The sequence below is a fragment of the Arthrobacter sp. TMN-49 genome (assembly GCF_054511095.1).
On the sequence record NZ_JBTNDH010000012.1, the window covers coordinates 44,653 to 68,281 of the forward strand.

The window sequence follows — 23,629 nt, forward strand, 5'->3', positions numbered from 1 at the left end:
CTCATGCCTCCTGTGCTGTTGCAACGGTCCGCTTTTCGATGCGCTTTTCGCTGCCCGGTGTGCCGGCCGGGACGTGAACGACGCGTTGGACGAAGATCCCGGGGACATGCACGTGTTCGGGGTCCAGCTCGCCTAGTTCGACGAGTTCTTCCACCTCGGCAATGGTGATGCGTCCCGCCATGGCGCAGAGCGGGTTGAAGTTCATTGCCGTGGCATGGAAGACCAGGTTGCCGTGGCGGTCACCCTTCCACGCGTGCACCAGCGCAAAATCCGGGGTGAGGGATTCCTCCAGCACAAACTCCGCGTCCCGGAACGTGCGCACCTCCTTGGCGGGCGAGGCGATGGCGACTCCCCCAGCGCCGTCGTACTTGCGCGGCAGGCCACCCTCACTGACCTGGGTGCCCACGCCGGCGGCCGTGTAGAACGCCGGGATGCCGGCCCCTCCAGCCCGCAACTTTTCGGCGAGCGTGCCTTGCGGGGTGAGTTCAACTTCCAGTTCCCCGGCCAGGAATTGCCGGGCGAATTCCTTGTTCTCCCCCACGTAGGAGGAGACGGTGCGCCGGATGCGGCCATCCCGGAGCAGGATGCCCAAGCCCCAGTCGTCCACGCCGCAATTGTTGGAGATGGTTTCCAGCTCTGAGGTCCCGGCACTGTGCAGGGCCGCGATGAGCGCCACGGGGATGCCGCACAACCCAAACCCGCCCACGGCCAGGGACGCTCCGTGGTGGATGTCGTGGATGGCTGCGGCCGGGGATGCGACTACTTTGTTGATCATGGCGGATTACCTTTCACTTTGGTGATCACGTGGACCAGCAGCGGGCTTAGAGGCCCAGTTCCCTGGCTATGAGCATCAGCTGGACTTCCGTGGTGCCTTCTCCGATCTCCAGGATCTTCGAATCCCGGTAATGGCGGGCCACGGGGAATTCGTTGATGAACCCGTAACCGCCAAAGACTTGAGTGGCGTCCCGGGCGTTGTCCATGGCCGCCTCACTTGCTGTCATCTTAGCTATGGCCGCCTCAGTCTTGAAGGGCTTGCCGGCAAGCATGCGTGCGGCGGCGTCGTAGTAGGCCAGACGGGCCAGGTGGGCGCGGGCCTGCATGCGGGCAATCTTGAACGAGATGCCTTGGTAGTGGCCAATATTGTGGCCGAACGCGCTGCGTTCCTTGGCGTAGCGGGTGGCCTCGTCGACACATCCCTGGGCGCTTCCGGTGGCGAGGGCAGCGATGGCGATCCTACCCTCATCCAAAATGGACAGGAAGTTCGCGTAGCCGCGGCCACGCTCCCCCAACAAGTTTTCTTCCGGCACCCGGGCATTGACGAACGTCAAGGGGTGCGTGTCGGAGGCGTTCCAGCCCACCTTGTTGTAGGGCTTCTCCACAGTGAAGCCCGGTGTCCCGTTGGGCACCAGGATGGTGGAGATTTCCTTCTTCACGGATCCGTTGGCCCGTTCGGAGGTGCCCGTCACGGCGGTGACAGTGACGAATTGGGTGATGTCCGTGCCCGAGTTGGTGATGAACTGCTTGTTGCCGTCAATCACCCATTCACCATTCTCCAGGCGCCCCTTGGTGGTCGTGCCCCCGGCGTCCGATCCGGCGTCGGGCTCGGTCAGGCCAAAACCGGCCAACGCCTGGCCCGAGGTCAGCGACGGCAGCCACTGCTCCTTTTGCGCCTGCGTGCCGAAGCGGTGCACGGGCATGGCGCCGAGCGAAACACCCGCCTCGAGGGTGATGGCCACCGACTGATCCACCCGGCCCAACTGTTCCAGGGCCAGGGCCAGGGCAAAGTAGTCGCCGCCCATGCCGCCAAACTCCTCCGGGAAAGGCAGACCAAAGAGGCCCAACTCCCCCATCTTCGCCACCACCTCGTAGGGGAAGGAGTGCTCCTGGTCGTGTTTGGCAGCCACGGGGGCCACCTCGTTGTCGGCAAAGTCCCTGACCATGTCGCTGAGGTCCTGGTACTCGTCATTGAGTTCAAAATTTGGCACGTTATTCCCCTTCAGGGCTGTGTGTAGTTGCAACAGATTCATCGGGCACCACTGTGGCCACCACTTGATCGGCCTTGACCAGCGACCCCACAGCCACACTGATGTGGGCTGTGCCGGCAATGGCGGCCACCAGCTGGTGTTCCATCTTCATGGCCTCCACGCCGAGAAGCACCGTGCCGGCCGCCACCTTGTCGCCCGTACTGACATTGAGCACTGTGACGGTGCCGGGCATGGGGCTGCGCACGTGCGGGTCCGCCGACGCTCCCTCACGTTCCAGGCCGGCCAGCATGCGCGCCAGGGCCTCGTCGCGGTGCAGCAGCTCCACCGAGGCGCCCCACCCGGCGCTGCCCAGAAACACAGTGCTTCCATGAACCGCTGTCCGGTAGTGGCGTGGTTCGCCGTCCCACAGCATCTCGAGTCGACCATCCTTGGCGGCAACGAGCACGGCCTGATGATCCCGGGTTTCGCCGCTGACCTGGACGACGCCGGTCCCCTCAGTACCGCTGACCGTCACCACCGCCGCCCGGTCGGGGCCAGCCCACGTGCTGCGCCACGGCGCTGGATCGCCCAGCCGCCAACCGTCAGTTCTCAGCCAGGGTGACGCCGGAGCCTGCGCCGGGCCACACCGTGCCATGAGGGCCGCTGCGGCATAGTCGCCAGCATCCAGCGCCCGGAACGAAAGTTCCGGCAGTTTCCGCTCGATCAAGGTGGTGTCCAGCCGGCCGGCCTGCACGTCGGGGTCGGCCAGGAGCAGGCGCAGGTACTCCACATTGGTGGAAACCCCCAGCACCACATAGTCGCTCAGCGCCTCATCCAAGCGGGCAAGGGCCTGAGCCCTGTCGGCGCCCCAGGCGATGACCTTTGAAAGCATGGGGTCGTAGTTTGAGGAGATGTCCAGCCCGTCCAGCAGGGAGCTGTCAACCCGAATCCCCTCCCGCAAAGCCACCGATTCGTCCAGACCAGCCACGGTCCCTGCCGATGGCAGGAAGCCGTGGGCGGGGTTTTCGGCGTAAACCCGGGCCTCCGCTGCATGGCCCTCAAGGGTCACGGCCGGCTGGGCGAAGGTGAGCGACTCCCCGGCAGCTATGCGCACCTGCCACTGCACCAAATCCAGCGGCTCCCCGTCCACCCGGGCCACCATTTCCGTGACGGGGTGTTCCACCTGCAGGCGGGTGTTCATCTCCATGAAGAAGAACTCTTCGGGACGGTCGTTGGAGACCAGGAACTCCACCGTGCCGGCGCCTGTGTAGTTCACACTGGCCGCCGCGGCGCAGGCTGCGGCCCCGATGCGTTCCCGGGTGGCGCCGTTGTCGGCCAGGGATTCCAGCAGCGGCGACGGCGCTTCCTCAATGACCTTCTGGTGGCGCCGCTGCAAGGAGCATTCCCGCTCGCCTAGGTGAACCACGTTGCCGTAATTGTCGGCGAGAATCTGCACCTCAATGTGGCGGGGGTTGGCCACCAGCCGCTCCAAGAACAAGGTGTCATCACCAAAGGCACTGGCCGCTACTCGGCGGGCAGTGGCCAAGGCTGCAGGTAGTTCTTCGGCGGAGAACACGCTGTGCATGCCCTTGCCGCCACCGCCGGCCGAGGGCTTGATGAGCAGCGGAAACCCAATCTCCCTCGCCGCAGCCACCAGATCCGTATCGCTGAGACCCGGCCGGGAAATGCCCGGCACCACGGGGACCCCGGCCGTTGACACGTGGTTTTTGGAGCGAATCTTGTCGCCCATGATGTTCAGTGCCTCAACGTTGGGGCCCATGAACGTGATGCCCTCCGCCGCGAGCGCCCGCGCAAACTCAAGGTTCTCGGCGAGGAATCCGTAGCCGGGGTGGACGGCCTGGGCACCAGATGCGCGGCAGGCAGCCACAATGGCCGCAATGTTAAGGTAACTTTCACTCGCCGCTGCGGGCCCGACGCACAGCGCCTGGTCGGCCTCACGCACGTGGCGGGCCCCGGCGTCGGGCTCGGAATAGATGGCGACGGAACGGATGCCCAGGCCCTTGAGGGTGCGGATCACGCGGCACGCAATCTCGCCGCGGTTGGCCACCAGGACTGTGGTGAACAAGGGGGCGCCAGAATCGGGTTTCATGCGTGGCTCACATTCTGAACAGGCCGAAGGAGGTCTCCGGCAGTGGGGTCCGGGCGCAGACGTCCAGGGCCAGGCCCAGGACCGTGCGCGTGCTGGCCGGGTCAATGACGCCGTCGTCCCACAGGCGGGCGGTGGAATAGTAGGGGCTGCCCTGATCGTCATATTGGGCCAGGATGGGGGCCTTGAACGTCTTTTCAGCTTCGGCCGGCCATTCCTGCCCGCGCTGTTCGTGCTGCTCACGTTTCACCGTGGCCAGCACCGACGCGGCCTGGTTGCCGCCCATTACGGAGATCCGCGCGGCCGGCCACATCCACAGAAACCGCGGGCTATAGGCCCGCCCGCACATGGAGTAGTTGCCCGCACCAAACGAGCCGCCCACGATCACCGTCAGCTTGGGCACCCGGGCGGTGGCGACGGCGGTGACCATTTTTGCGCCGTGCTTGGCGATCCCGCCGTGCTCGTAGTCCTTGCCCACCATGAAGCCGTTGAGGTTTTGCAGAAAGATCAACGGGATGCCGCGCTGATCGCACAGTTCAATGAAGTGGGCGCCCTTCAGCGCCGATTCGCTGAACAGCACACCGTTGTTCGCCACGATGCCCACGGGGTGGCCGTGCAGGGTGGCGAATCCCGTGACAAGCGTGGTGCCGTAGTTCTTCTTGAACTCATGGAATTTGCTACCGTCCACCAGACGGGCAATCACCTCGCGAATGTCATAGGGGGTGTTCAGGTCGGTGGGGACTGCCCCATACAACTCCTCCGGGTCCGCCGCCGGGACGCTGGATTCCGCCACCGCCCAGGCCGGGGCGGGGTTCGGCGGGAGCGTGGCCACAATGTCGCGAACAATGGCCAGCGCGTGCTCGTCGTTCTCTGCCAAATGGTCAACAACGCCGGAGATGCCCGCATGGACCTCACCGCCGCCCAGTTCCTCGGCCGTGACAATCTCACCAATGGCGGCCTTCACCAACGGCGGCCCGCCCAGGAAGATGGTGCCTTGGTTGCGCACAATGACAGTTTCATCGCTCATGGCCGGCATATAGGCCCCGCCTGCCGTGCAGGAACCGAGAACCGCTGCGATCTGCGGAATTTTCCGTGCAGACAGTTGTGCCTGATTGAAGAAGATCCGGCCAAAGTGCTCCTTGTCCGGGAACACCTCATCCTGTTTGGGCAGAAAGGCGCCGCCGGAATCCACCAGGTATATGCATGGCAGCCGGTTTTCTAGGGCAATCTCCTGGGCGCGCAAGTGTTTTTTCACGGTGAGCGGGTAGTAGGTGCCGCCCTTGACGGTGGCGTCGTTGCACACGATCATGACGTGGCGTCCCTGCACCAGCCCGATGCCCGCGATCACACCTGCCCCGGGGGACGCGCCGTCGTACAGGCCGTGCGCGGCAAGCGGGGCAACCTCCAGGAAGGGGCTGCCATCATCTAGCAGGCGGTCCACCCGCTCCCGAGGCAACAATTTGCCGCGTGCCACATGGCGCTCGCGTGACTTTTCGGGGCCCCCGCGCGCGGTTTCACGCAGCACGTCCCGCAGTTGGGCCACCAGCTCACGCTGCTGGGCATCGTTGCGGGCATAGGCCTCTCCCGCTGGCTCCACCCGGCTCTGCAAAGTCTCCATCGACCCCTCATCCGCTACACTTAGTTAATAGTCACTAACTGAGTTTCAGGTTAGTCTGTCAATTCTGTGATGTCCAGCACAGGGGAAGATTCGATGCAGCACATAACCACGACCCGCACCCAGGCCAAGGCCAACCGCCGCTCGGTGCTGCTCAACTCTGCCGCCACCTTGTTTGCCCAGCGTGGCTTCAGCGGCGTGTCCATTGAGGATCTGGGGGCCGCAGCTGGAGTGAGCGGGCCGGCCGTGTACAGGCATTTCAGCGGTAAACAAGCGCTGCTCGGTGCCCTGCTGGTCGGCGTGAGTGAGGATTTGCTGGCAGGTGGGCGCGCCGTACTTGTCTCCGCGCCCGACGTCGATGCCTCCCTGCGCGCCCTTGTCGCCTTCCACGTCGATTTTGCCCTGAGCAAACCGGACATCATTCGAGTCCAGGATCGGGATCTGGATTCGCTCAGCGCGCAAGACAGGGCCGCCGTGCGGTCCCTGCAGCGCGCCTATGTTGAGCTGTGGGTGGATGCCCTGGGCAAACTGCACCCGGAACGAGATCACGCAGTGCGCCGGTTGCAGGCCCAAGCCGTTTTTGGCTTGATCAACTCCACACCGCACAGCCTGCGCGTCAACGGACGCAGTGCGGACGCGGCAACGGCCAGGGCCGTGCTAGAAGCCATGGCGTGGGCCGGGCTGAGCGTTTCCCCGGCCATCTAGGCGGCGTTTGTCATGCCTGGCTAGTCACGTGGCTGCGGGTGCGCTTCACTGGCAGTCGATGATGCGCAGCTCTGTCACTGGCGCCACGTCCGCTATGAACGGTGCGCACAAACAAAGGGGACGGCTCGAATCTCGCCGCGCACCGCACCGGGCTTGCTCTGTTCGTCGTGTTGTCCGTGCCCGGCACAAAACACAAGCGCCGGGAGTCCCGGCGCTTGTGTGTTTGATGAGTTGGACAGGGAACTAGTGCGCTGCCATGCCTCCGTGATGGCCTTCAGCGTGCTCATGCATGCTCGGCTGCAGTGCCATGACTCCGGCAATCACCGCCACACCTCCAGCGATCCATGAAGTCCATGTCGCGGCCGAATGTGCTGTGTAGCCGGCCAGCCATGGGGAGACAAACAGCAGTGCGCCAAGGGCTATCTGAACCCATTCAGCCACCGGCTGCCCGGGGTTCATCAGATTCCAAACGCCCGTGACCATCAGCAGTACGCCGCACCCAATCATCATGACCATGGAACTACCTTGCTGCGTTGTCCACAGTGTAGACAATGCGGCGAAAAGACCTGCCGCCACAGCAACAAAGTCTTGCCAGCGATTCCACCTCTTCATTGATACCAGCCTCCTTATGAGTTGGCTCCCAACGTGGGGGTCACTACTAAATATACGTCTGTCCCGGCGTCGTATCCATAGCAATCATGTTGCAGTGGTGTCCCATTTCAGCCCAACACCAGCCCCATCGCAGGATCGGCCATCATGGCACCCACCTCGGCCAGGAAGCGTGAGCCTTGTTCGCCGTCGACCAGCCGGTGGTCAAAGGACAGGCTCAGTGTCATGACCTGGCGCAAAGCAACCTCGCCCTGGTATTCCCACGGTGTCCGGCGCACGGCTCCCAGCGCCAAAATGCCCGCCTCACCCGGATTCAGGATCGGTGTCCCGGCGTCGATGCCAAACACGCCAATGTTGGTGATGGAGAAGGTGCCACCGGCCAAGTCACCGGGCGAAGTCTTCCCAGCCCGCGCAGTTTCCGCCAGCTCACCCAAGGCCACGGCCAGCCCGCGCAAGCCCAGTTGCTGCGCGTCCTTGATGTTGGGCACCAGCAACCCCCGCGGCGTGGCTGCGGCGATGCCAAGGTTGAGGTAGTTGTAGGCCACCACTTCCTGCTGCGCCGCATCCCAACGCGTATTCAGGGCCGGGTGCCGGGCCACCGCCAGGCTCACCGCCTTCGCCGCGAGCGTCAAGGGGGTGAGTTTGAGACCGGCAAATTCCTTCATGCCGCGCAGCTTCGCCAGAAAGTCCATGCCGGCCGTAACGTCCACTGTCAGGAACTCGGTGACGTGCGGTGCCGTGAAGGCGCTCTCCACCATGGCCGCCGCCATGAACTTCCGCACCCCCTTGATGGGCGTGCGCACCTCCCGGGCCCCTGTATGTGCCACGTTTGAGGCGGCCGACGGCGGTTCCTGCACAGCTGTCGCGGAACCGTTCGCGTGGTCCCCTGCAAAGGAGAGGACATCTTCACGAGTGATCAACCCCCGCTCCCCCGAACCCACCAGGGTTGAAAGCTCAATCCCTTTATCCCGTGCCAGCTTCCGTACTGGCGGAGTAGACCGTGGCCGCTCCCCTTGAATAAGTCCGCTGGCGTTCCCCAACGTGGCAGTAGCGGCGGGGGCAGTAGTGACCGGGGCCGGGGCGGCAGCGGCAGCGGCAGCGGCGGCAGTAGGGGCAGCGGCAGAGGCGGCGAATACCCGTGCCCGGCGGGTGGGTCGTTTGGACGACTCCGGATCGGCCCCATACCCAACAAGCGTAGGAACCCGCTTTGGCGCGGGGTCGGTGTCGGGCGCGTCGGTTGCTGTCCCCGCCACGTCGAAGGCGATGATCACCTCGCCCACGTCGACCATGGTGCCGGGGGCATGGGTGATGGCCGTGACAACACCGGCATAGGGTGAGGGCAGTTCCACCACGGCCTTGGCTGTTTCCACTTCACCGAGGACCTGGTTCAGCGTCACTGTGTCGCCAACTGCCACGTGCCAGCTGACGATCTCGGACTCGGTGAGGCCCTCGCCCAGGTCGGGGAGCTTAAATTCTGCAATCATGGTCATCCTTCCAGCCCCGTGAGGGAGTTGGGGCGGCCCAAGGCGCGGTCCACGCCGTCGAGCATGCGGTCAAGATCGGGTAAGTGGTGCTTCTCAAGCTTGGAGGGCGGGTATGGAATATCGAACCCTGTGACGCGCACCGGCGCCGCCTCAAGGTAGTTGAAACAGCGTTCGGTCATGGCAGCGGCAATTTCGGCGCCCAGGCCCAGCGTTTCGGAGGCCTCGTGCGTGATGACAAGGCGCCCCGTCCGGCGCACGGATTCCTCCAACGGGCCGTAGTCGATGGGTGAGAGCGACCGCAGATCGATCACCTCGATGGAGATACCGTCCGCGTCGGCGGCACGGGCGGCGTCCAGGGCAGTTGCCACCAGCGGGCCGTAGCTCACCAGGGTGACGTCGGTGCCGGGGGCTACCACGCGGGCGGCCCCCATGGCCGGGGCCAAAGCCAGGTCGGCGTCAAGATCCACCTCGCCCTTGCTGTGATAGCGGCGCTTGGGTTCAAAGAAGAGCACGGGGTCGTCACAGGCGATGGCTTGACGCAGCAGCGTGTACGCGTCCTGCGGGTTGGCGGCGCTGACAACCCGCAGCCCGGAGGTGTGCACAAAATATGCTTCGGGTGACTCGGAGTGGTGTTCCGGGGAACCTATGCCGCCACCAAAGGGGACCCTGATGGTCAAGGGCATGCGCACCTGCCCGTGGGTGCGCATGTGCAACTTGGCCACCTGGGAGACGATCTGGTCAAAGCCGGGGTAGATGAAACCGTCAAACTGTATTTCACAGACGGGCCGGAAGCCACGGTAGGCCAGCCCCACGGCCGTGCCGATGATGGCCGATTCCGCCAGCGGGGTGTCGATGACGCGGTGGGAGCCAAAGTCCTTCAGCAACCCGTCGGTCACCCTGAATACGCCGCCGAGCGTGCCAATGTCCTCGCCCAGCAGCACCACCTTGGGGTCCTCGTCCATGGCCCTGCGCAGCCCGGCGTTGATGGCTTGGGTCAGTGTCAGAGTGCTCATGCGAGGTTTCCTTCCGCAACGGTGGTTCCGGCAGTGGCCCCGGCAAAGCCTGCCAGATACCGTTGGTAGTGATCGCGCTGCCGGTCCAGGATGGGGTGCTCGCTCGTGTACACGTTGTCAAAGATTGTCATCGGCTCGGGGTCCGGCATGCCTATGCACCCTGCCCTCAGCTCGGAAGCCACGGCGTCAGCCTTCGCCGCGATTCGCGCCTCCGCACCGGCGTCGAGTGTTCCGCTGCCCATCAGGAGTGCCCGTATCCGGGCGATGGGATCCTTGGCACGCCATTCCTCAAGCTCGGCCCCTTCCCGGTAGCGGGTGGGATCATCGGCCGTGGTGTGTGGCCCCATACGGTAGGTGACGGCCTCGATGAAGCTGGGGCCACCGCCGCTGCGGGCCCTTGCCGCAGCCCACCGCGTTGCGGCAAGGACGGCCAGGACATCGTTGCCGTCAATGCGCAGGCTGGGGATGCCGTAGCCCGGCGCACGGCCGGCGATGGGAACGTGGGCTTGCAAACCCACGGGTTCGGAGATGGCCCAATGGTTGTTCTGGCAGAAGAAGACCACTGGCGCCTGGAAACTTGCGGCAAAGACCATGGCTTCGTGGACATCGCCCTGGCTGGTGGCACCGTCGCCCAGATAGGCGATGGAGAGCGACTCCTTGCCATCGATGGTCAAGCCCATGGCGTACCCGGTGGCGTGCAGGGTTTGAGCACCAATAATGATTTGCGGGGTGGCCATGTTGATCTCATGCGGGTCCCAGCCGGTGTTGGCGCTGCCCCGCCATGTGCTCATGATCCCGGTGAGATTGGCGCCGCGGCAGTAGGCAACACCGTTTTCGCGGTAGGTGGGGAACACAAAGTCCGCCGCTTCCAACGCCCGGATGGACCCAATCTGGGCCGCTTCCTGCCCCAGCATGGGTGGCCACAGAGCCAGCTGCCCTTGGCGTTGAAGTGCCGTCGCCTCAAAGTCGATGCGCCTGATGACCACCATGTCTTCGTACAAGCTGAGCAATTGCTCATCGTCGACGTCGGCCACGAACGGGGTGAGTTCCGTGTCCTGAACCCGCACGCCGTCGGCGGTGATGAGTTGGTGAATCACTGATTCTGTTGGTGATCCAAATTTGGCCGAAGTATCCAGCACGATGGTTCGCCTCCTTAGCGTTTTGCAGGCTCACAAACCGTCTACAAAATTGTTCGCGCACGGTGGGGCAGCGCCGTTGCCACCCTCCCTGTGACCCTACTCACAGCTGGCAGGTGGCGCAATATCCTTTTCGAAAACTGATCATTATGCTCTATTTTAAGCCGAGCAATAGTGCTAACCTGCGCATTATGCATACTTTAGACGGAACAGACGCCCGCATCCTTTTGGCCATGGTTGCGGACCCGCGCCAGACAGTGGTGGCCATGGCCACCACTCTTGGCCTCTCTCGCAATACGGTCCAGGCCCGGCTGGCGTCCCTGGAGAAGCGGAACGCCTTTCTCAACTTTGACCACAGGGTCAGCACGCCAGCCTTGGGATATCCGTTGACTGCTTTCATTTCGGTGCATGTGCAGCAACAAAAGCTTGCGGATCTTGCCACGTCGCTGGCCGCCATTCCCGAGGTGGTGGAGGTCCACGGGCTCAGCGGGCGGGAAGATTTGTTGGTGCGCGTGGTTGCCAAAGCCGCCGAGGACCTGTTCCGGATCAACGGCAAAATCTTGGCGTGCGACGGCGTGGAGCGAACCGAAACGTCGTTGGCCATGAACGAGCTGGTCCCGTTCCGGCTCACTCCCCTGCTGCAAAGGGAACTGACGAAATAGTTCCGCCAGCGCCCAATCCAAAGTCCGGCGCACTCCGAATCACTGTTGAGGGTTCGTGTTGAACCCTCTCGGGACAAGACGAAGAAAACTTCTTCTTCGTCGTCAGGAAAAGGACTAATCATCATGCGCACTTCACCGAACAGATTGCTCGCCACAGTTTTCGGCGCCGTCTACCTCGTGGTCGGCATCATGGGCTTCTTTGTTACCAGCGGGATCGGCTTTTTCGCCACAGAGGGAAGAAACGTGATCGTCTTTGAGGTCAATCCCCTGCACAACATCATCCACCTGGCCATTGGTGCGGCACTGTTGCTCGCCGGCCTGTCAAATGTAAAAGCTGCCAAGACCATGAATTCCACCGTGGGTGTCGTTTACCTGCTGGTGGGCATCGTGGGGTTGTTCCTGCCGGGAACGGCATTGAACATTATTGCCCTTAACGGTGCTGGCAACGTCCTGCACCTGGGCAGCGCCTTGGTTCTGCTGGCCGTTGGTCTCTCCCAGGACCGCACCGTCGCAGCACGAATCGCTTGAGCATGACAACCGCCCAGCAGCTGGGAGCCTCGACCGTTGCTGGGCGGGGCGCTGGCAGGATTTTGCTCAGCGGCCGACGACGGCTTGAGAGCAGCGCCCGGACGGAAACTGAACTGTCCTCGCTTTATGTAAGTTTGGCACTGCTGGGCATCGCCGCCCTGGCAAGCGCTGCAGCATCAAGCTTGCTCCCGGGGATCAGTGGGGAAACAGCTGGCACTGAGGCAGGAGGCGGATGGTTGACTTCTGCTCCGTGGCAATGGGTGGCAGGCATCGCCTCGGGTGGCTACGGCCTGGCGGCACTGGCATACGGCTTCATGTCTTTTCGCAACGGCACTATTGAGCGCGCAGCCACGCTCCGGCTGGTGCTGTCAATCACAGCCCTCTTCCACCTGGCGGGACTGCTGCTGGGGCTGCGGCGGATGCCCGAGGCAACCCCAACCTTTGACATGACCCTGGCGTCTCTGCTGGTCTTGGAGCTGTCGGTCATTGCGGTCCTGGGCTGGCGGCGCAACGCTGCCCTACGTCAGGAACCCGCCGAGAAATCCCGCAAGGAGCCATCAGCAGTTGCGGTAGTTGGCACACTTTTCGCAGCCTCGATTCTGGTTGCCGCCCTGACAACAGTGGGCATGGCGGCGTCCACGGCAGGCGAACTTGCCGTGCCCCACTCCGGACACGGCGACACTCACGACAGTCCCGGAAGTCCCGACAATACTCAGCTGCTGAAGGACCTCCACTCCCACTAGCAGCCACAACGCCCGTGTGGCTGCAAGCAAAAGGCCCCGTCCGACGTCGTTCCTGACGTAAGGCGGGGCCGTTTTGCTGGGTGGGGAGGAGCTGGGTGGGCCCACGCGCCCGAGGGACCCCAACACGAGCTTGCGAGTGTTGGGGAGGGTGCGGGGACTAGTGGTCCACGGCCTTCTCGGCACCCACCCCAGTCAGCGAACGAACTTCCATCTCCGCTTGAATGCGGGGATCCTCGGTGTTTTTATCCAGCACGGTACCCAACCAGCCCAGAAGGAACGCCAGCGGGATCGAGATGATGCCCGGGTTGGCCAGCGGGAACCAGGCGAAGTCGGCGCCGGGGATCATTGCCTTGGCGCTGCCGGAAACCACCGGCGAGAACGCAATCAAGATGATGGCCGAGGCGAGGCCACCGTACATGCTCCACAGTGCGCCCTGAGTGGTGAACTTCTTCCAGAACAGCGAGTAGACAATGGTGGGCAGGTTCGCGGAGGCTGCCACGGCGAATGCCAGCGCCACCAGGAAGGCGATGTTCTGGCCGTTGGCTAGGATGCCGCCACCAATGGCCACCAAGCCGATGACAACAACCGTGCGGCGGGCAACCTTGACTTCCATTTCCGGCTTGGGCTTGCCCTTGACGATGACATTGGAGTAGATGTCGTGGGCGAAGGAGGCGGCAGCGGTAATGGTCAGCCCGGCAACTACTGCCAGGATGGTGGCGAAGGCGACGGCGGAGATGAAGCCCAACAGAATGGGGCCACCAATGACGAAGGCCAGCAGCGGGGCGGCTGCGTTGACGCCACCTGGCGCCGCCAGAATGGCTTCCTTGCCGAGCAGTGCCCCGGCACCGTAACCAAGAACCAGTGTGAAGATGTAGAAACCGCCGATGAGCCAGATGGCCCAAACCACCGATTTGCGGGCTTCCTTGGCAGTGGGGACTGTGTAGAAGCGCATCAGCACGTGCGGCAAAGCAGCCGTTCCTAGCACCAGGGCCAAGGCCAGCGAGATGAAGTCCAGCGGAGCCTTGCCGTACTGGGCTCCCGGGTTCAGCAGCGCCTCGCCGGGGCCTCCTTCGGCGATGGATGTTTGAACCGCCGCTTCCAAGAGCGTTGAAAGGTTGAAGCCGTGCATGGCCAGGACGATGATTGTCATGATGCCAGCACCAATGATGAGCAGGAACGCCTTAATGATCTGCACCCAGGTGGTGCCCTTCATGCCACCAATCAGTACGTAAACGATCATCAGCAAGCCGACGACTGCAATGACAATGTTCTGCCCGGTCTTGTTGGTGTTGTCCAAGCCCAGGAGCAGTGAAACGAGTCCGCCGGCACCAGCCATCTGGGCCAGCAGGTAGAAGAAGCACACCACCAAGGTGGTGGTGGCGGCTGCAATGCGTACGGGGCGTTGCTTCAGGCGGAAAGAGAGAACGTCGGCCATGGTGAATTTTCCGGTGTTGCGCAACAGTTCAGCAACTAGGAGCAGTGCCACCAACCAGGCGACCAGGAAGCCGATCGAGTACAGGAATCCGTCGTAGCCGTTGACGGCGATGGCTCCGGTGATACCCAAAAAGGACGCTGCCGAAAGGTAGTCGCCGGCGATGGCTGTACCGTTTTGGCCGCCGGAGAAGGAACGGCCCGCGGCGTAGTAGTCGGCGGCCGTGTTGTTGTTACGGCTGGCACGGAACACCACAATCATGGTGACAGCCACGAATCCGACGAAGATCAATATATTGATCCACGAGTTTTCCTTCGTTTGCTCGCTAAGCGACTTTGCCAGCGGAGCAACAGTGTGAAGAGCAGAGGACAGACTCACGGCTTAAACCTCTTCCTTGGACTTGTTGGCGGATTCAATCTGCGTTTCCAGGCGGTGACGAATCCGTGCCGCCTGGGGATCGAGTTTGCGGTTGGCATAGGAGACGTACCAGGTGGTGATGCCAAAGGTGGTGATGAACTGCAGCAAGCCCAGGAGTAGGCCAAGGTTGATGTTGTCCCACACTTTGATGGACATGAAGTCAGGGGCGTAGGCGGCCAATAAGACATAGGCAAAATACCAAACCAAAAAGCCGATGGCGACGGGGAAAACAAAGCTCCTGTGTGACTTTTTGAGCGTCTTGAACTCCTCCGAGTTCTGTTCAGCGATAAAGTCCACGGGACCTTCTGTACTTGCTTGGGCAGAATTACCCATCATTCCTCCTTCAGTGATGTGATCCCTTTCACTATGAAGTGCCGCACATCACATGTGCGAGCACTTTGACGGCTGCCGCGGTGAACGGCATGACTGCTGCGCCCAACGACGCCGTCCAGCAGGTTTCCGCGCTCGTTAGAGGCCTCCACAATCTTTAGAAGCTAGTCTGTAGTCCATGTCATCTCCAGTGCTGAGCGAGTCAACGCTCTTGCTCATCACCGCAATTGCCGTGGTCATTGCCGCCATCGCCATCGTGGCCGCAGTAGGTTTTCGGCTCTCTCGTTCCTATCGCGAGCTGGGCACTGAGGCCGAGCACGCAACATTTGCTACCCTGCATTCGGCGGCCGCGGCGGGTGCCCAACTACGCAACGGTCTGGAACCTGCGGGGGCCTTGAAGGCCAGCCGGCAGCTGCGCGCCTTGCTCAATTGCGCCGCGTTCGCCATGACCGATGACTCCCGCCTGCTGGCCTGGGACGGTGCCGGCGCCGCGGCCAAGCAGCCCGACTCCGCCGTGGTCATGGAGTTGGTGGCGAAGGCCCTGAGCAACGGCCGCACCCAAGTGGCCAGGCTGGACCAGCCCCTGCGCGAATCACTGGGGTTGCCCCCTGAGGATGCGGATTTGAAGGCTGCCGTTATTTGCCCGTTGACTGTGGATTCGCGGGCCGTGGGCTGCGTCATTATCTTGTCCAAAACCCCCACCGCGGGTTTGGTACGGGCCACCAACGAGGTCGCCGCCTGGGTTTCAGCCCAGCTTGAACTGGCCGAGCTAAGCTCTTCACGGACACTGTTGGCCGAGGCCGAGGTGCGGGCGTTGCGGGCCCAGATCAGCCCGCACTTCATCTACAACTCACTGAACGCCATTGCCTCCTTCATCAACACTGACCCGCAACGTGCCCGTGATCTGGTCGTGGAATTCGCCGACTTCACCAGGTATTCGTTCCGCCGGCATGGGGATTTCACCACCCTCGCCGAGGAACTGCGCTGCATAGACAGGTACCTGCTGCTCGAGAATGCCCGTTTTGGTGACCGCCTTCAGGTGAGTTTGCGGATTGCTCCGGAGGTCCTGAGCACCGTCATCCCCTTCCTGAGCCTGCAGCCGCTGGTGGAGAATGCCGTGCGCCACGGTTTGGAGGCGAAGGTGGGCACCGGGCTGGTGCAGATATGCGCCCGGGACTTGGGCGCCTTTACCGAAGTGACCATTGAGGACGACGGCGTGGGGATGGACCCGGAGCAGCTGCGGCTGGTTCTGGCCGGGCAACACGATGGCACCCACGTGGGTTTGCGCAACGTTGATGCCCGGCTGCGGCAGGTCTACGGCGATGCGCACGGCCTCACCGTTGACACTGCTGTTGGGCACGGCATGCTGATCACCATGACGGTGCCAAAAAACCAGCCCGGTCACGATGCATGACGACTAACCGCCTCCCCAAACCTCGCTACGCTCGGCCGGGGCCCCCTGCTCGTTAGCGCCTAACCGCCTCCCCAATCCTCGCTACGCTCGGCCGGGGCCCCCTGCGGTTAGGCTGGGGCACATGATTAACGTTCTTGTCGTCGACGACGAGCAGCCAGCGGTGGATGAGTTGGCATTTCTTCTGCACCGCGACTCCCGCGTCGGCAACATCTACAAGGCCATGAATGGCGCGGCGGCACTGGAGCAGTTGGCGCAACATGACGTTGATGCAGTGTTCCTTGACATCCACATGCCCGGCCTGTCGGGCCTGGATTTGGCTGAGCTGATCAGTCGGCGCAGCAACCCGCCCGTAGTTGTTTTTGTGACGGCAGACGACGACAGGGCCCTGGAAGCATTTGAGCTGGCCGCCGTGGACTATCTCCTCAAGCCACTGCGCACGGAGCGTCTCACCCGCACGGTGGATCGGGTGGTGGATTTGGTAGCCCACCCCGCTGCCGTCGAAGCAGTGGAGATGATCACCGTCGACCAGGGCGGCATCAGCCGGCTTATCCGGCTGGACGAGGTCAGATTTGTGCAAGCCCAGGGTGACTATGCACGGTTGCACACGGCCGAGGCCAGTTACTTGATCCGCGTCCCGCTCGCCGATCTGGAACAACGGTGGGCAGATGCCGGCTTCATCCGCATCCACAGATCGTATCTGGTGTGCATGCATTTTGTGACGGGGTTGAAACTAGGGGCGGCCAAGCCCACCGTCTCCGTGGCCAATGACGTTTTGCCCGTCAGCCGACGCCACGTGCCCATACTGCGTGAACATCTGCAGGCCACCCGGGTACGGCCCAGCCCATGAGTGTGGAACCAAGCCGTCCGCCCGCTGACGGGCGGGTCAGGGTCACTGCGCCACGCACGCTGGCCCACCACGTTCCCACCGGCACCAGTGTCTCCCAGGAAGTGGCGGAACAAACGGCCGTGGGCGAGGTCATGGTGCGCTCCTTGATCCGCTCCCAGCTGCGCTTGGCGTTGGTGGTGACAGCAGGTTTCATGGCCGCTCTCTTGTTCTGTTGGGCTTTGGTGTTGTGGCTGCCCACGTTCACCGACTGGCGCATCCTGGGCATCCCCGCGCCGTGGCTCATCCTGGCCGTGGGTGTCTACCCGGTCATTGGCACCTGCGCGTGGCTCTACATTCGGGCTGCCACCAAAAACGAAAACCAGTACCGCGACCTGGTGGATGAGAAATGAACGCGGCCATTGGCTATTCAGCCCTCATTCTGGTCTCGGTGAGCACGGCCCTGATCGGGTTTTATGGCCTGCGCGTGTCCAGGACGACCAGTGACTTTTATGTGGCCTCACGCACGGTGCGCCCGTGGTGGAACGCCTCGGCCATTGGCGGGGAGTATCTGTCGGCGGCGAGTTTCCTAGGCATTGCCGGGCTCATAGTCATCTCCGGGCTGGACGCCCTCTGGTTCCCCATTGGCTACACAGCCGGGTACTTGATGCTGCTGTTCTTCGTGGCCGCTCCTCTGCGCCGCTCCGGCGCCTACACCATCCCGGACTTTGCCCAGGCGCGGCTGGAATCAACCCCCGCACGCTACGTCACCAGCTTGTTGGTGGTGGCCGTGGGCTGGTTTTACATTGTGCCGCAACTGCACGGCGCAGCCTTGACCATCCACACCACCACCGGCTTGCCGTCTTGGGTGGGCGCCGGTGCAGTGGTGGTAGTGGTGTGCCTGACAGTTGTCACCGGCGGCATGCGCTCCATGACCTTCGTCCAAGCATTCCAGTACTGGCTAAAACTCACAGCCCTCGCGGTACCGGCCATCTTCATTCTGCTGTTGCTCTCAGGGGCCACGGGCCAGAGCACCGGTATTAGTATCCCCGCCGGAACGGAGCTGTTTCCGCCTGCAAGTCCGCTGAGTGTTGACTCAGCGTACGGGACGTTTTCACTCATGATTGCGTTGCTTTTTGGCACCCTGGGCCTTCCCCATGTGTTGGTGCGTTTTTATACAAACCCCGACGGCGCAGCCGCCCGTCGCACCACACTGATCGTTTTGGGGTTGCTCTCCCTTTTCTACTTGTTCCCCACCATTTACGGGGTGCTGGGGCGGGTATTCTTGCCGGAGCTGGCAGCCACGGGCTCCCCCGACGCCACTGTGCTGCTCCTGCCCGGCACATTGATTGGTGGCCTGGGCGGCGATCTCCTCACGGCACTGGTGGTATCTGGCGCCTTTGCGGCATTCCTGTCCACAACGTCCGGGCTGGTCGTATCCTTGGCCGGGGTGATCAGCCAGGATTTCTTGGGGGCAAGCGTGAGGGGATTTCGTATTGCAGCCATTTTTGCCGCCGTCGTACCCTTTATTGTGGCCATGGTGACGGATTCTTTGGCGCTGGCCGGCAGTGTGGGTCTGGTCTTTGCCTTCACGGCATCCACCATTTGTCCGCTGCTGCTACTTGGCATTTGGTGGCGCGGACTGACGGATACCGGGGCCGTTGCCGGCATGCTGACCGGCGGTGTCCTGTGCGGTGCGGCCATCATTGTGGGTACTCAAATACCTGCCGATTCGGAGTGGCGCCAGGTGCTCACTCAACCGGCGGCGTGGAGCGTGCCGGCGGCCTTCTTGGTGATGATCATGGTTTCGCGGGCAACACGGCACCGGCGCAGCACCACAGTGTCGCGCTTCATGACTAAACTCCATGTGCCGGAACGGCCTCTGGAAGTGGATAACCCTCGCACCGGGGCACCCTGACTCCCGGGACAAACAACTAACCCGCAGAAAACGGCGGAAATCGCGCTAAAAGCGCGTATTTTCGCCGTTTTCTGCGGGTTAGTTGGCCGAGGAGTTACTTTGCGGGCAGCGGATCGATGGCCGCCATGAGCTCCACGACGCGGTCGAGGAAAGCATCAACCTGGCTTTCCTCGTAACCGTCACTGCCCTTCTCGAGGCCAAAGACTGCCCGACGCACCACGTCCACGCTGAGCTCACCATTGTCCTCAATGTAGACGAGCAGCTCACGGCAGAGCGTGTCCACGTCTTCCACATTGTAGCTTTGGGCGCTTTTCTTGGTCGGACGGCGGAACCTGTCCCCATCGGGGCGGTGCAGGCGGGCACGCAAGACTGACGCGGTTTTGCCAATCTTCATCATCCACGCTTTTTCGCCCTCGGCGGCAATCAGCAATTCCTTCTCGCGCAGCACAAACTCATCCTCGATCCTGTCCATGGCAGCATCCACGGCTTGGGCGCTGTAGCCGCCACGTGCCGGGTCAAAGCTTGCTGTGCGCACTTCCAAGCTGGTGATGGCTTTGTCCTGCGTATCAGTGTTGAGAAAATACGCCCGGGCGCGCTCCAAAAACACGTCTACTTGCTTGACGTTATAACCGATTTCCTTGGGACCAACCAATTTGAACTTGGAGTTGGTCCGGATCTTCTCTTCCACAGTCACAGTCATTCCTTGAACATTTCTCTACGGCCCACACCAAATGGTGCAACCCCCATGAATTCGGTTTTCTAGAACTGGCCTAAAACACTAAAAGTGGCGTAGGCAACAGGGGCCGCGAACAGGACTGAATCCAACCTGTCCATCACCCCGCCGTGGCCAGGCAACAAATTGCTCATATCCTTCACGCCCAATTCACGTTTCACCATGGATTCGGCAAAGTCCCCACCAGTACCTGCAAAGACCATGCCAATGGCGAGGGCCAAACCTACCCACCAGTGCTGATCAAGCAAGAATACTGTGGCCGGGATGGCCACCAAAGTTGCACCGCCCAGGGAACCGGCAAAACCCTCCCAGGACTTTTTCGGGCTGATCTTCGGCGCCATGGGGTGTTTGCCAAACAGCACTCCCACCAGGTACCCAAAGGTGTCGTTGGCAACCACCAGCAACAGCATGATGATCACCTGCATCACGCCAGGGTTAATGTCCGACAAATCGGTGGTCAGTCCCAGGACGGGACCACTTTCCCCGCGCACCATCAGGAACACAAAGCTGAGCAGGAACGGGATCCACATCAAGGCGAACACCCCGGCAAGAATGCTCTTCACAGCGCCCGGCTCGGGATCAAGTGAGCGCCACAGGACTGTGGCACCGGCGCTGGCTACGAGCGCGAAAAGCAAACCTTCGGCACCAGCAAAATAGGCTGAGGCCGGCATGGCCAAGGCGCCAATCATGATGGGCGTCAACGGCGCCTTGATCCCTTTGCCAGCAACAGCACGCACCACTTCCCAAACACCGGCACACGCAAACGCGGTGGCGACGACCACAAAGGCCAGCGGGTAGAACAGCAGTGAGCCAAGGACCACCAGCAGCAGTGTCACGCCGACAGTAATGGCGGCAGGCAGGTCCCTGCCCGCTTTGGGAGTTCTGGAGGCCTTGACCGCCGTTGCCACCTCAGGCATGGCGAGCAGTGGTGCGTGCGGGAGCGGAATAACGGGAATCCCCGTCACCTGCAAAGCAGAAACCGGGCGTGGCGCCAGCGCTGATTGTTCGGCGTCCTCAGCCTCATCGAAAGAGCCGTCATCAAGCTCGGACTCGAAACCTGGGTGAGGCCTGACTGCCGGATTGGGATCGGTCTTAGCTTCGGCGAGGCGAGCATCGGTGGGCTTTGCGCCCACCTCAGAACCGCCGTCGAACTTCTCCGACTCCCGCGCCACAGCGGTGGCAGGCACGGCGGTGGCAGGCACGGCGGTGGCAGGCACGGCGTTTTTGGGCACAATGATGGGAATCATGCCCGTCAGCTCAGCGTGACGGCGCGCCTTCCGCGTGGGAAATTGATACTCGTTCGGCTGGCCAGGGTTCTCGACCTCTGGATTTGACGCGGCCGGCTCCGCATCGGAACCGGCCTGCGCACGATTGGGGTCAGTCATTAGACCTCGAGAAGCTCGACTTCCTTGCGTTTGAGCAACTCGTCGATGTTCTCCGTGTGCGACTTGGTCATGGCGTCCAATTCCTTCTCGGCACGCGATCCCTCGTCCTCACCGGCGTCGCCGTCCTTGACCAGCTTGTCCAGCTGCTCCTTGGCCTTGCGGCGGATGTTGCGCACAGAAATCTTGGCGTCCTCGCCCTTGGTGCGGACAACCTTGACGTATTCCTTGCGGCGTTCCTGGGTCAGTTCCGGCATCATAATACGGATCACGTTGCCGTCGTTGGACGGGTTCGCGCCAACCTCGGAAGAGCTCAGTGCACGCTCAATGTCATGCATGGAGGTCTTGTCAAAAGGTGTGATGAGCAGCGTGCGGGCTTCCGGCACGGCAAAGGCTGCCAGCTGCTGCAACGGCGTCGGCGAGCCGTAGTAGTCCACCATGACCTTGTGGAACATGGCGGGGTTGGCACGGCCCGTGCGCACAGCGGAGAATTCCTCTTTGGCAACCTCTATGGCCTTGTCCATCTTTTCTTCGGCCTCGAGCAAAGTATCTTCGATCACGCGTCTCTCCCTCATTGAATAACTACACAACTCTTCCGTGGCAATTGCGCACGGCAATTCTGAGACCATCCTACCGTGAGGTAGCAGATTAGCTGCGCCCACCCACACGGCCTGTTTGCGTTATTACGGGGTGACCAGGGTACCTAGCTCTTCGCCAAGGATTGCGCGGGCCACATTGCCTTCGCCTTCCATGCCGAAGACCAGCATGGTCACATTGTTGTCCTTGCACAGGCTGAAGGCTGTTTGATCCATGACCCGAATGTCACGAGCCATGGCCTCGTCGTAGCTGAGGTGGTCCAACTTGACAGCTGCCGGGTCCTTTTTGGGGTCCGCTGTGTAGACGCCGTCAACGCCGTTCTTGGCCATCAGCACCACGTCGGCGTGAACTTCCAGCGCACGCTGGGCTGCCACCGTGTCGGTGGAGAAGTACGGCAGGCCTGCGCCGGCACCGAAAATGACGACACGGCTCTTCTCCAGGTGGCGGATGGCGCGCCGGGGAATGTAGGCTTCGGCCACCTGTCCCATGGTGATGGCGCTCTGCACACGGGTGTCAACGCCTGCTTGTTCCAGGAAATCCTGCAACGCCAAGCAGTTCATGACAGTTCCCAGCATGCCCATGTAGTCAGCGCGTGAGCGGTCCATGCCCGAGGCGGAGAGTTCGGCGCCGCGGAAGAAGTTGCCCCCGCCCACAACGATGGCGACCTCGACCGTGCCAACGGTGCTGGCGATCTGCTGGGCGATGCCGCGGATGGTGTCGGGATCTACACCAAGTTTTCCGGCGCCAAAGACTTCGCCGGAGAGCTTCAACAACACACGACGGCGTTTGCCAGCTACCGCCGTGGGTGCTGTGCTGCTTTGCGCAGTCTGGGAAATATTCGTGGTCATGGTGCCTTCCGTGGGTGCCGGTACGTAGCAACTGAAGCTGGGGAATCAAAAAGGAGTCGGCGAACTGCGTTCCGTGGTGCTTGCTGCCCTTTGGCCAGATCCTTTACGCGAACACTGGGTTGGGGCGCGGGCCTGACGATGAGGTGCGTCTAAATCTTATCTGACGTTACATGCAAAGAAGGGGCAACCGCAGATTGCGGTCACCCCTTCTTCGTCACATCCAGCTACACGACAAGTGTGCCTTATGCTCCGACGCGGAAGCGTGCGAAGGCAACAGGCTTGACGGCTGCTTCGCTCAGAACAACACCAACGCTCTTCTTGGCATCCTTGGCGAATGCCTGGTCAACCAAAACGATTTCCTTGAAGAAGCCGGTCAAACGGCCTTCAACGATCTTGCTCATGGCGGCTTCGGGCTTGCCCTCTGCCTGTGCAGTTTCTGCAGCGATGCGGCGCTCGTTCTCAACCGTCTCGGCCGAAACTTCGTCGCGGGAAACGAACGTCGGGGACATCGCAGCAATGTGCACAGCTACATCGTGTGCAACAGCCTGGTTGTCACCGTCGATAGCGAACAGCACACCAACCTGAGCCGGCAGGTCCTTGGAGGTCTTGTGCAGGTAAGCGTCAACAGTTGCACCCTCAACGCGTGCAATTCGACGGATGGCAACCTTTTCACCCAAGAGCGCACCGGCTTCGATGACTACCTCGGACAGGGGCTTGCCGTCAACGTCAACAGCCAGCAGGGTCTCGATGTCGGCTGCGCCGGAGGACAGCGCGGTTGCGAGAACCTTGTTAGAGAAATCGATGAAGGGAGCAGCCTTGGCCACGAAGTCAGTTTCACAGTTAACCTCAACCATGACACCAACGCCACCCTCAACAGCTGCGGCAACAAGGCCTTCAGCTGTGGAGCGGCCCTCGCGCTTGGTGGCGCCCTTGAGGCCCTTGATGCGGATGAGCTCCATGGCCTTCTCGGCGTCGCCGTTGGCCTCGTCGAGAGCCTTCTTGACGTCCATCATGCCAGCGCCAGTGCGCTCGCGCAGAGCCTTAATATCAGCGGCGGTGTAGTTCGCCATATGAACCCCTCAGTGTAGATGTTTAAGTAAATAAATCGGTACTAGGCCAATGCTGGCAGGACCGCTTTGCCTTGTGAGCGGTGCGATCCTGCCAGCATC

Annotated in this window: 23 protein-coding genes; 8 read left to right on the forward strand and 15 right to left on the reverse strand. The window is 62.1% G+C overall.

All coding sequences use genetic code 11. The features are described from left to right. Position 1 precedes the first annotated feature (1 nt). The 4 genes from ACX80E_RS07335 to ACX80E_RS07350 are packed head-to-tail and all read right to left on the reverse strand — an operon-like array spanning position 2 to position 5,689. A complete protein-coding gene (locus ACX80E_RS07335) occupies positions 2-775 on the reverse strand; it encodes a CoA transferase subunit A (protein WP_459301264.1) in 774 nt (257 codons plus the stop codon). 46 nt (positions 776-821) lie between these two features. Then, a complete protein-coding gene (locus tag ACX80E_RS07340) occupies positions 822-1,985 on the reverse strand; it encodes an acyl-CoA dehydrogenase family protein (RefSeq protein WP_459301265.1) in 1,164 nt (387 codons plus the stop codon). Between the two features lies 1 nt (position 1,986). Then, positions 1,987-4,074: an acetyl/propionyl/methylcrotonyl-CoA carboxylase subunit alpha gene (locus ACX80E_RS07345; RefSeq protein ID WP_459301266.1), complete on the reverse strand. Its 2,088-nt coding sequence runs from the start codon at positions 4,072-4,074 to the stop codon at positions 1,987-1,989. Positions 4,075-4,081: 7 nt separating this feature from the next. Next, positions 4,082-5,689, reverse strand: coding sequence for a carboxyl transferase domain-containing protein (locus ACX80E_RS07350; RefSeq protein ID WP_459301267.1), 1,608 nt, complete (start codon positions 5,687-5,689; stop codon positions 4,082-4,084). Between the two features lie 93 nt (positions 5,690-5,782). Between ACX80E_RS07350 and ACX80E_RS07355 the strand changes: the two genes are divergently transcribed. Then, the gene (locus ACX80E_RS07355; protein WP_459301268.1) at positions 5,783-6,391 is read left to right on the forward strand and encodes an SACE_7040 family transcriptional regulator; all 609 of its coding nucleotides are present in this window, start codon (positions 5,783-5,785) and stop codon (positions 6,389-6,391) included. 243 nt (positions 6,392-6,634) lie between these two features. On the opposite strand, the gene ACX80E_RS07360 is transcribed toward ACX80E_RS07355, so the two are convergent. The 4 genes from ACX80E_RS07360 to pdhA all read right to left on the reverse strand — a co-directional run bounded on the left by ACX80E_RS07360 (position 6,635) and on the right by pdhA (position 10,636). Then, a complete protein-coding gene (locus ACX80E_RS07360; RefSeq protein WP_459301269.1) occupies positions 6,635-7,003 on the reverse strand; it encodes an SPW repeat protein in 369 nt (122 codons plus the stop codon). 107 nt (positions 7,004-7,110) lie between these two features. Beyond that, positions 7,111-8,484, reverse strand: a complete 1,374-nt coding sequence (locus ACX80E_RS07365) for a dihydrolipoamide acetyltransferase family protein (protein WP_459301270.1) — start codon at positions 8,482-8,484, stop codon at positions 7,111-7,113. A gap of 2 nt (positions 8,485-8,486) precedes the next feature. After that, on the reverse strand, positions 8,487-9,497 hold the full coding sequence (locus ACX80E_RS07370; protein WP_459301271.1) for an alpha-ketoacid dehydrogenase subunit beta: 1,011 nt from the start codon (positions 9,495-9,497) through the stop codon (positions 8,487-8,489). Further along, positions 9,494-10,636: a pyruvate dehydrogenase (acetyl-transferring) E1 component subunit alpha gene (gene pdhA / locus ACX80E_RS07375; protein WP_459301272.1), complete on the reverse strand. Its 1,143-nt coding sequence runs from the start codon at positions 10,634-10,636 to the stop codon at positions 9,494-9,496. Before pdhA ends, ACX80E_RS07370 begins: the two co-directional genes overlap by 4 nt. Positions 10,637-10,824: 188 nt before the next feature. Here pdhA and ACX80E_RS07380 point away from each other — a divergent pair, with 188 nt between their 5' ends. From ACX80E_RS07380 to ACX80E_RS07390, 3 genes are all read left to right on the forward strand, one after another. Continuing rightward, on the forward strand, positions 10,825-11,295 hold the full coding sequence (locus ACX80E_RS07380; protein ID WP_459301273.1) for an Lrp/AsnC family transcriptional regulator: 471 nt from the start codon (positions 10,825-10,827) through the stop codon (positions 11,293-11,295). A 123-nt stretch (positions 11,296-11,418) separates the two neighbouring features. Beyond that, the gene (locus ACX80E_RS07385; RefSeq protein ID WP_459301274.1) at positions 11,419-11,823 is read left to right on the forward strand and encodes a DUF4383 domain-containing protein; all 405 of its coding nucleotides are present in this window, start codon (positions 11,419-11,421) and stop codon (positions 11,821-11,823) included. Beyond that, on the forward strand, positions 11,820-12,566 hold the full coding sequence (locus ACX80E_RS07390) for a hypothetical protein (RefSeq protein ID WP_459301275.1): 747 nt from the start codon (positions 11,820-11,822) through the stop codon (positions 12,564-12,566). Before ACX80E_RS07385 ends, ACX80E_RS07390 begins: the two co-directional genes overlap by 4 nt. A gap of 157 nt (positions 12,567-12,723) precedes the next feature. Here ACX80E_RS07390 and ACX80E_RS07395 read toward each other — a convergent pair whose 3' ends face one another. Beyond that, positions 12,724-14,340 (reverse strand): solute symporter family protein, encoded by a 1,617-nt coding sequence (locus tag ACX80E_RS07395; RefSeq protein WP_459301315.1) that lies wholly within the window; start codon positions 14,338-14,340, stop codon positions 12,724-12,726. 39 nt (positions 14,341-14,379) lie between these two features. Beyond that, positions 14,380-14,748: a DUF485 domain-containing protein gene (locus tag ACX80E_RS07400; protein WP_459301316.1), complete on the reverse strand. Its 369-nt coding sequence runs from the start codon at positions 14,746-14,748 to the stop codon at positions 14,380-14,382. Between the two features lie 190 nt (positions 14,749-14,938). Between ACX80E_RS07400 and ACX80E_RS07405 the strand changes: the two genes are divergently transcribed. From ACX80E_RS07405 to ACX80E_RS07420, 4 genes are all read left to right on the forward strand, one after another. Next, positions 14,939-16,159 (forward strand): GAF domain-containing sensor histidine kinase, encoded by a 1,221-nt coding sequence (locus ACX80E_RS07405; protein WP_459301317.1) that lies wholly within the window; start codon positions 14,939-14,941, stop codon positions 16,157-16,159. Between the two features lie 121 nt (positions 16,160-16,280). Next, positions 16,281-17,006: a LytR/AlgR family response regulator transcription factor gene (locus ACX80E_RS07410; protein WP_459301276.1), complete on the forward strand. Its 726-nt coding sequence runs from the start codon at positions 16,281-16,283 to the stop codon at positions 17,004-17,006. Beyond that, positions 17,003-17,395 (forward strand): hypothetical protein, encoded by a 393-nt coding sequence (locus ACX80E_RS07415; RefSeq protein ID WP_459301277.1) that lies wholly within the window; start codon positions 17,003-17,005, stop codon positions 17,393-17,395. The genes ACX80E_RS07410 and ACX80E_RS07415 overlap by 4 nt, the downstream gene beginning before the upstream one ends. Then, positions 17,392-18,900, forward strand: a complete 1,509-nt coding sequence (locus ACX80E_RS07420) for a sodium/solute symporter (protein WP_459301278.1) — start codon at positions 17,392-17,394, stop codon at positions 18,898-18,900. The genes ACX80E_RS07415 and ACX80E_RS07420 overlap by 4 nt, the downstream gene beginning before the upstream one ends. Before the next feature lie 94 nt (positions 18,901-18,994). On the opposite strand, the gene ACX80E_RS07425 is transcribed toward ACX80E_RS07420, so the two are convergent. From ACX80E_RS07425 to tsf, 5 genes are all read right to left on the reverse strand, one after another. Continuing rightward, positions 18,995-19,600, reverse strand: coding sequence for a DivIVA domain-containing protein (locus ACX80E_RS07425; RefSeq protein WP_459301279.1), 606 nt, complete (start codon positions 19,598-19,600; stop codon positions 18,995-18,997). Positions 19,601-19,659: 59 nt separating this feature from the next. Continuing rightward, positions 19,660-21,018 carry a phosphatidate cytidylyltransferase gene (locus tag ACX80E_RS07430; protein WP_459301280.1) on the reverse strand — a complete coding sequence of 453 codons (1,359 nt, stop codon included), beginning with the start codon at positions 21,016-21,018 and terminating at the stop codon, positions 19,660-19,662. Further along, entirely contained in the window at positions 21,018-21,575 is a 558-nt protein-coding gene (gene frr, locus ACX80E_RS07435; RefSeq protein WP_459301281.1) for a ribosome recycling factor, read from the reverse strand. Before frr ends, ACX80E_RS07430 begins: the two co-directional genes overlap by 1 nt. 123 nt (positions 21,576-21,698) lie before the next feature. Beyond that, complete coding sequence (pyrH, locus tag ACX80E_RS07440; protein WP_459301282.1) at positions 21,699-22,460, reverse strand: UMP kinase; 762 nt, start codon at positions 22,458-22,460, stop codon at positions 21,699-21,701. 242 nt (positions 22,461-22,702) lie between these two features. After that, entirely contained in the window at positions 22,703-23,530 is an 828-nt protein-coding gene (gene tsf / locus ACX80E_RS07445; RefSeq protein WP_459301283.1) for a translation elongation factor Ts, read from the reverse strand. Positions 23,531-23,629 lie beyond the last annotated feature (99 nt).

Excerpts from the sequence above, each read along its gene's own strand:
- tsf (WP_459301283.1), bottom strand. The coding sequence starts at position 23,530 with ATGGCGAACTACACCGCCGCTGATATTAAGGCTCTGCGCGAGCGCACT.
- ACX80E_RS07415 (WP_459301277.1), top strand. The coding sequence starts at position 17,003 with ATGAGTGTGGAACCAAGCCGTCCGCCCGCTGACGGGCGGGTCAGGGTC.
- ACX80E_RS07355 (WP_459301268.1), top strand. The coding sequence starts at position 5,783 with ATGCAGCACATAACCACGACCCGCACCCAGGCCAAGGCCAACCGCCGC.
- ACX80E_RS07425 (WP_459301279.1), bottom strand. The coding sequence starts at position 19,600 with ATGACTGTGACTGTGGAAGAGAAGATCCGGACCAACTCCAAGTTCAAA.
- ACX80E_RS07380 (WP_459301273.1), top strand. The coding sequence starts at position 10,825 with ATGCATACTTTAGACGGAACAGACGCCCGCATCCTTTTGGCCATGGTT.
- ACX80E_RS07365 (WP_459301270.1), bottom strand. The coding sequence starts at position 8,484 with ATGATTGCAGAATTTAAGCTCCCCGACCTGGGCGAGGGCCTCACCGAG.
- ACX80E_RS07430 (WP_459301280.1), bottom strand. The coding sequence starts at position 21,018 with ATGACTGACCCCAATCGTGCGCAGGCCGGTTCCGATGCGGAGCCGGCC.
- ACX80E_RS07350 (WP_459301267.1), bottom strand. The coding sequence starts at position 5,689 with ATGGAGACTTTGCAGAGCCGGGTGGAGCCAGCGGGAGAGGCCTATGCC.
- ACX80E_RS07345 (WP_459301266.1), bottom strand. The coding sequence starts at position 4,074 with ATGAAACCCGATTCTGGCGCCCCCTTGTTCACCACAGTCCTGGTGGCC.
- ACX80E_RS07370 (WP_459301271.1), bottom strand. The coding sequence starts at position 9,497 with ATGAGCACTCTGACACTGACCCAAGCCATCAACGCCGGGCTGCGCAGG.
- ACX80E_RS07335 (WP_459301264.1), bottom strand. The coding sequence starts at position 775 with ATGATCAACAAAGTAGTCGCATCCCCGGCCGCAGCCATCCACGACATC.
- ACX80E_RS07400 (WP_459301316.1), bottom strand. The coding sequence starts at position 14,748 with ATGGGTAATTCTGCCCAAGCAAGTACAGAAGGTCCCGTGGACTTTATC.
- ACX80E_RS07360 (WP_459301269.1), bottom strand. The coding sequence starts at position 7,003 with ATGAAGAGGTGGAATCGCTGGCAAGACTTTGTTGCTGTGGCGGCAGGT.
- ACX80E_RS07420 (WP_459301278.1), top strand. The coding sequence starts at position 17,392 with ATGAACGCGGCCATTGGCTATTCAGCCCTCATTCTGGTCTCGGTGAGC.
- ACX80E_RS07410 (WP_459301276.1), top strand. The coding sequence starts at position 16,281 with ATGATTAACGTTCTTGTCGTCGACGACGAGCAGCCAGCGGTGGATGAG.
- pyrH (WP_459301282.1), bottom strand. The coding sequence starts at position 22,460 with ATGACCACGAATATTTCCCAGACTGCGCAAAGCAGCACAGCACCCACG.
- ACX80E_RS07385 (WP_459301274.1), top strand. The coding sequence starts at position 11,419 with ATGCGCACTTCACCGAACAGATTGCTCGCCACAGTTTTCGGCGCCGTC.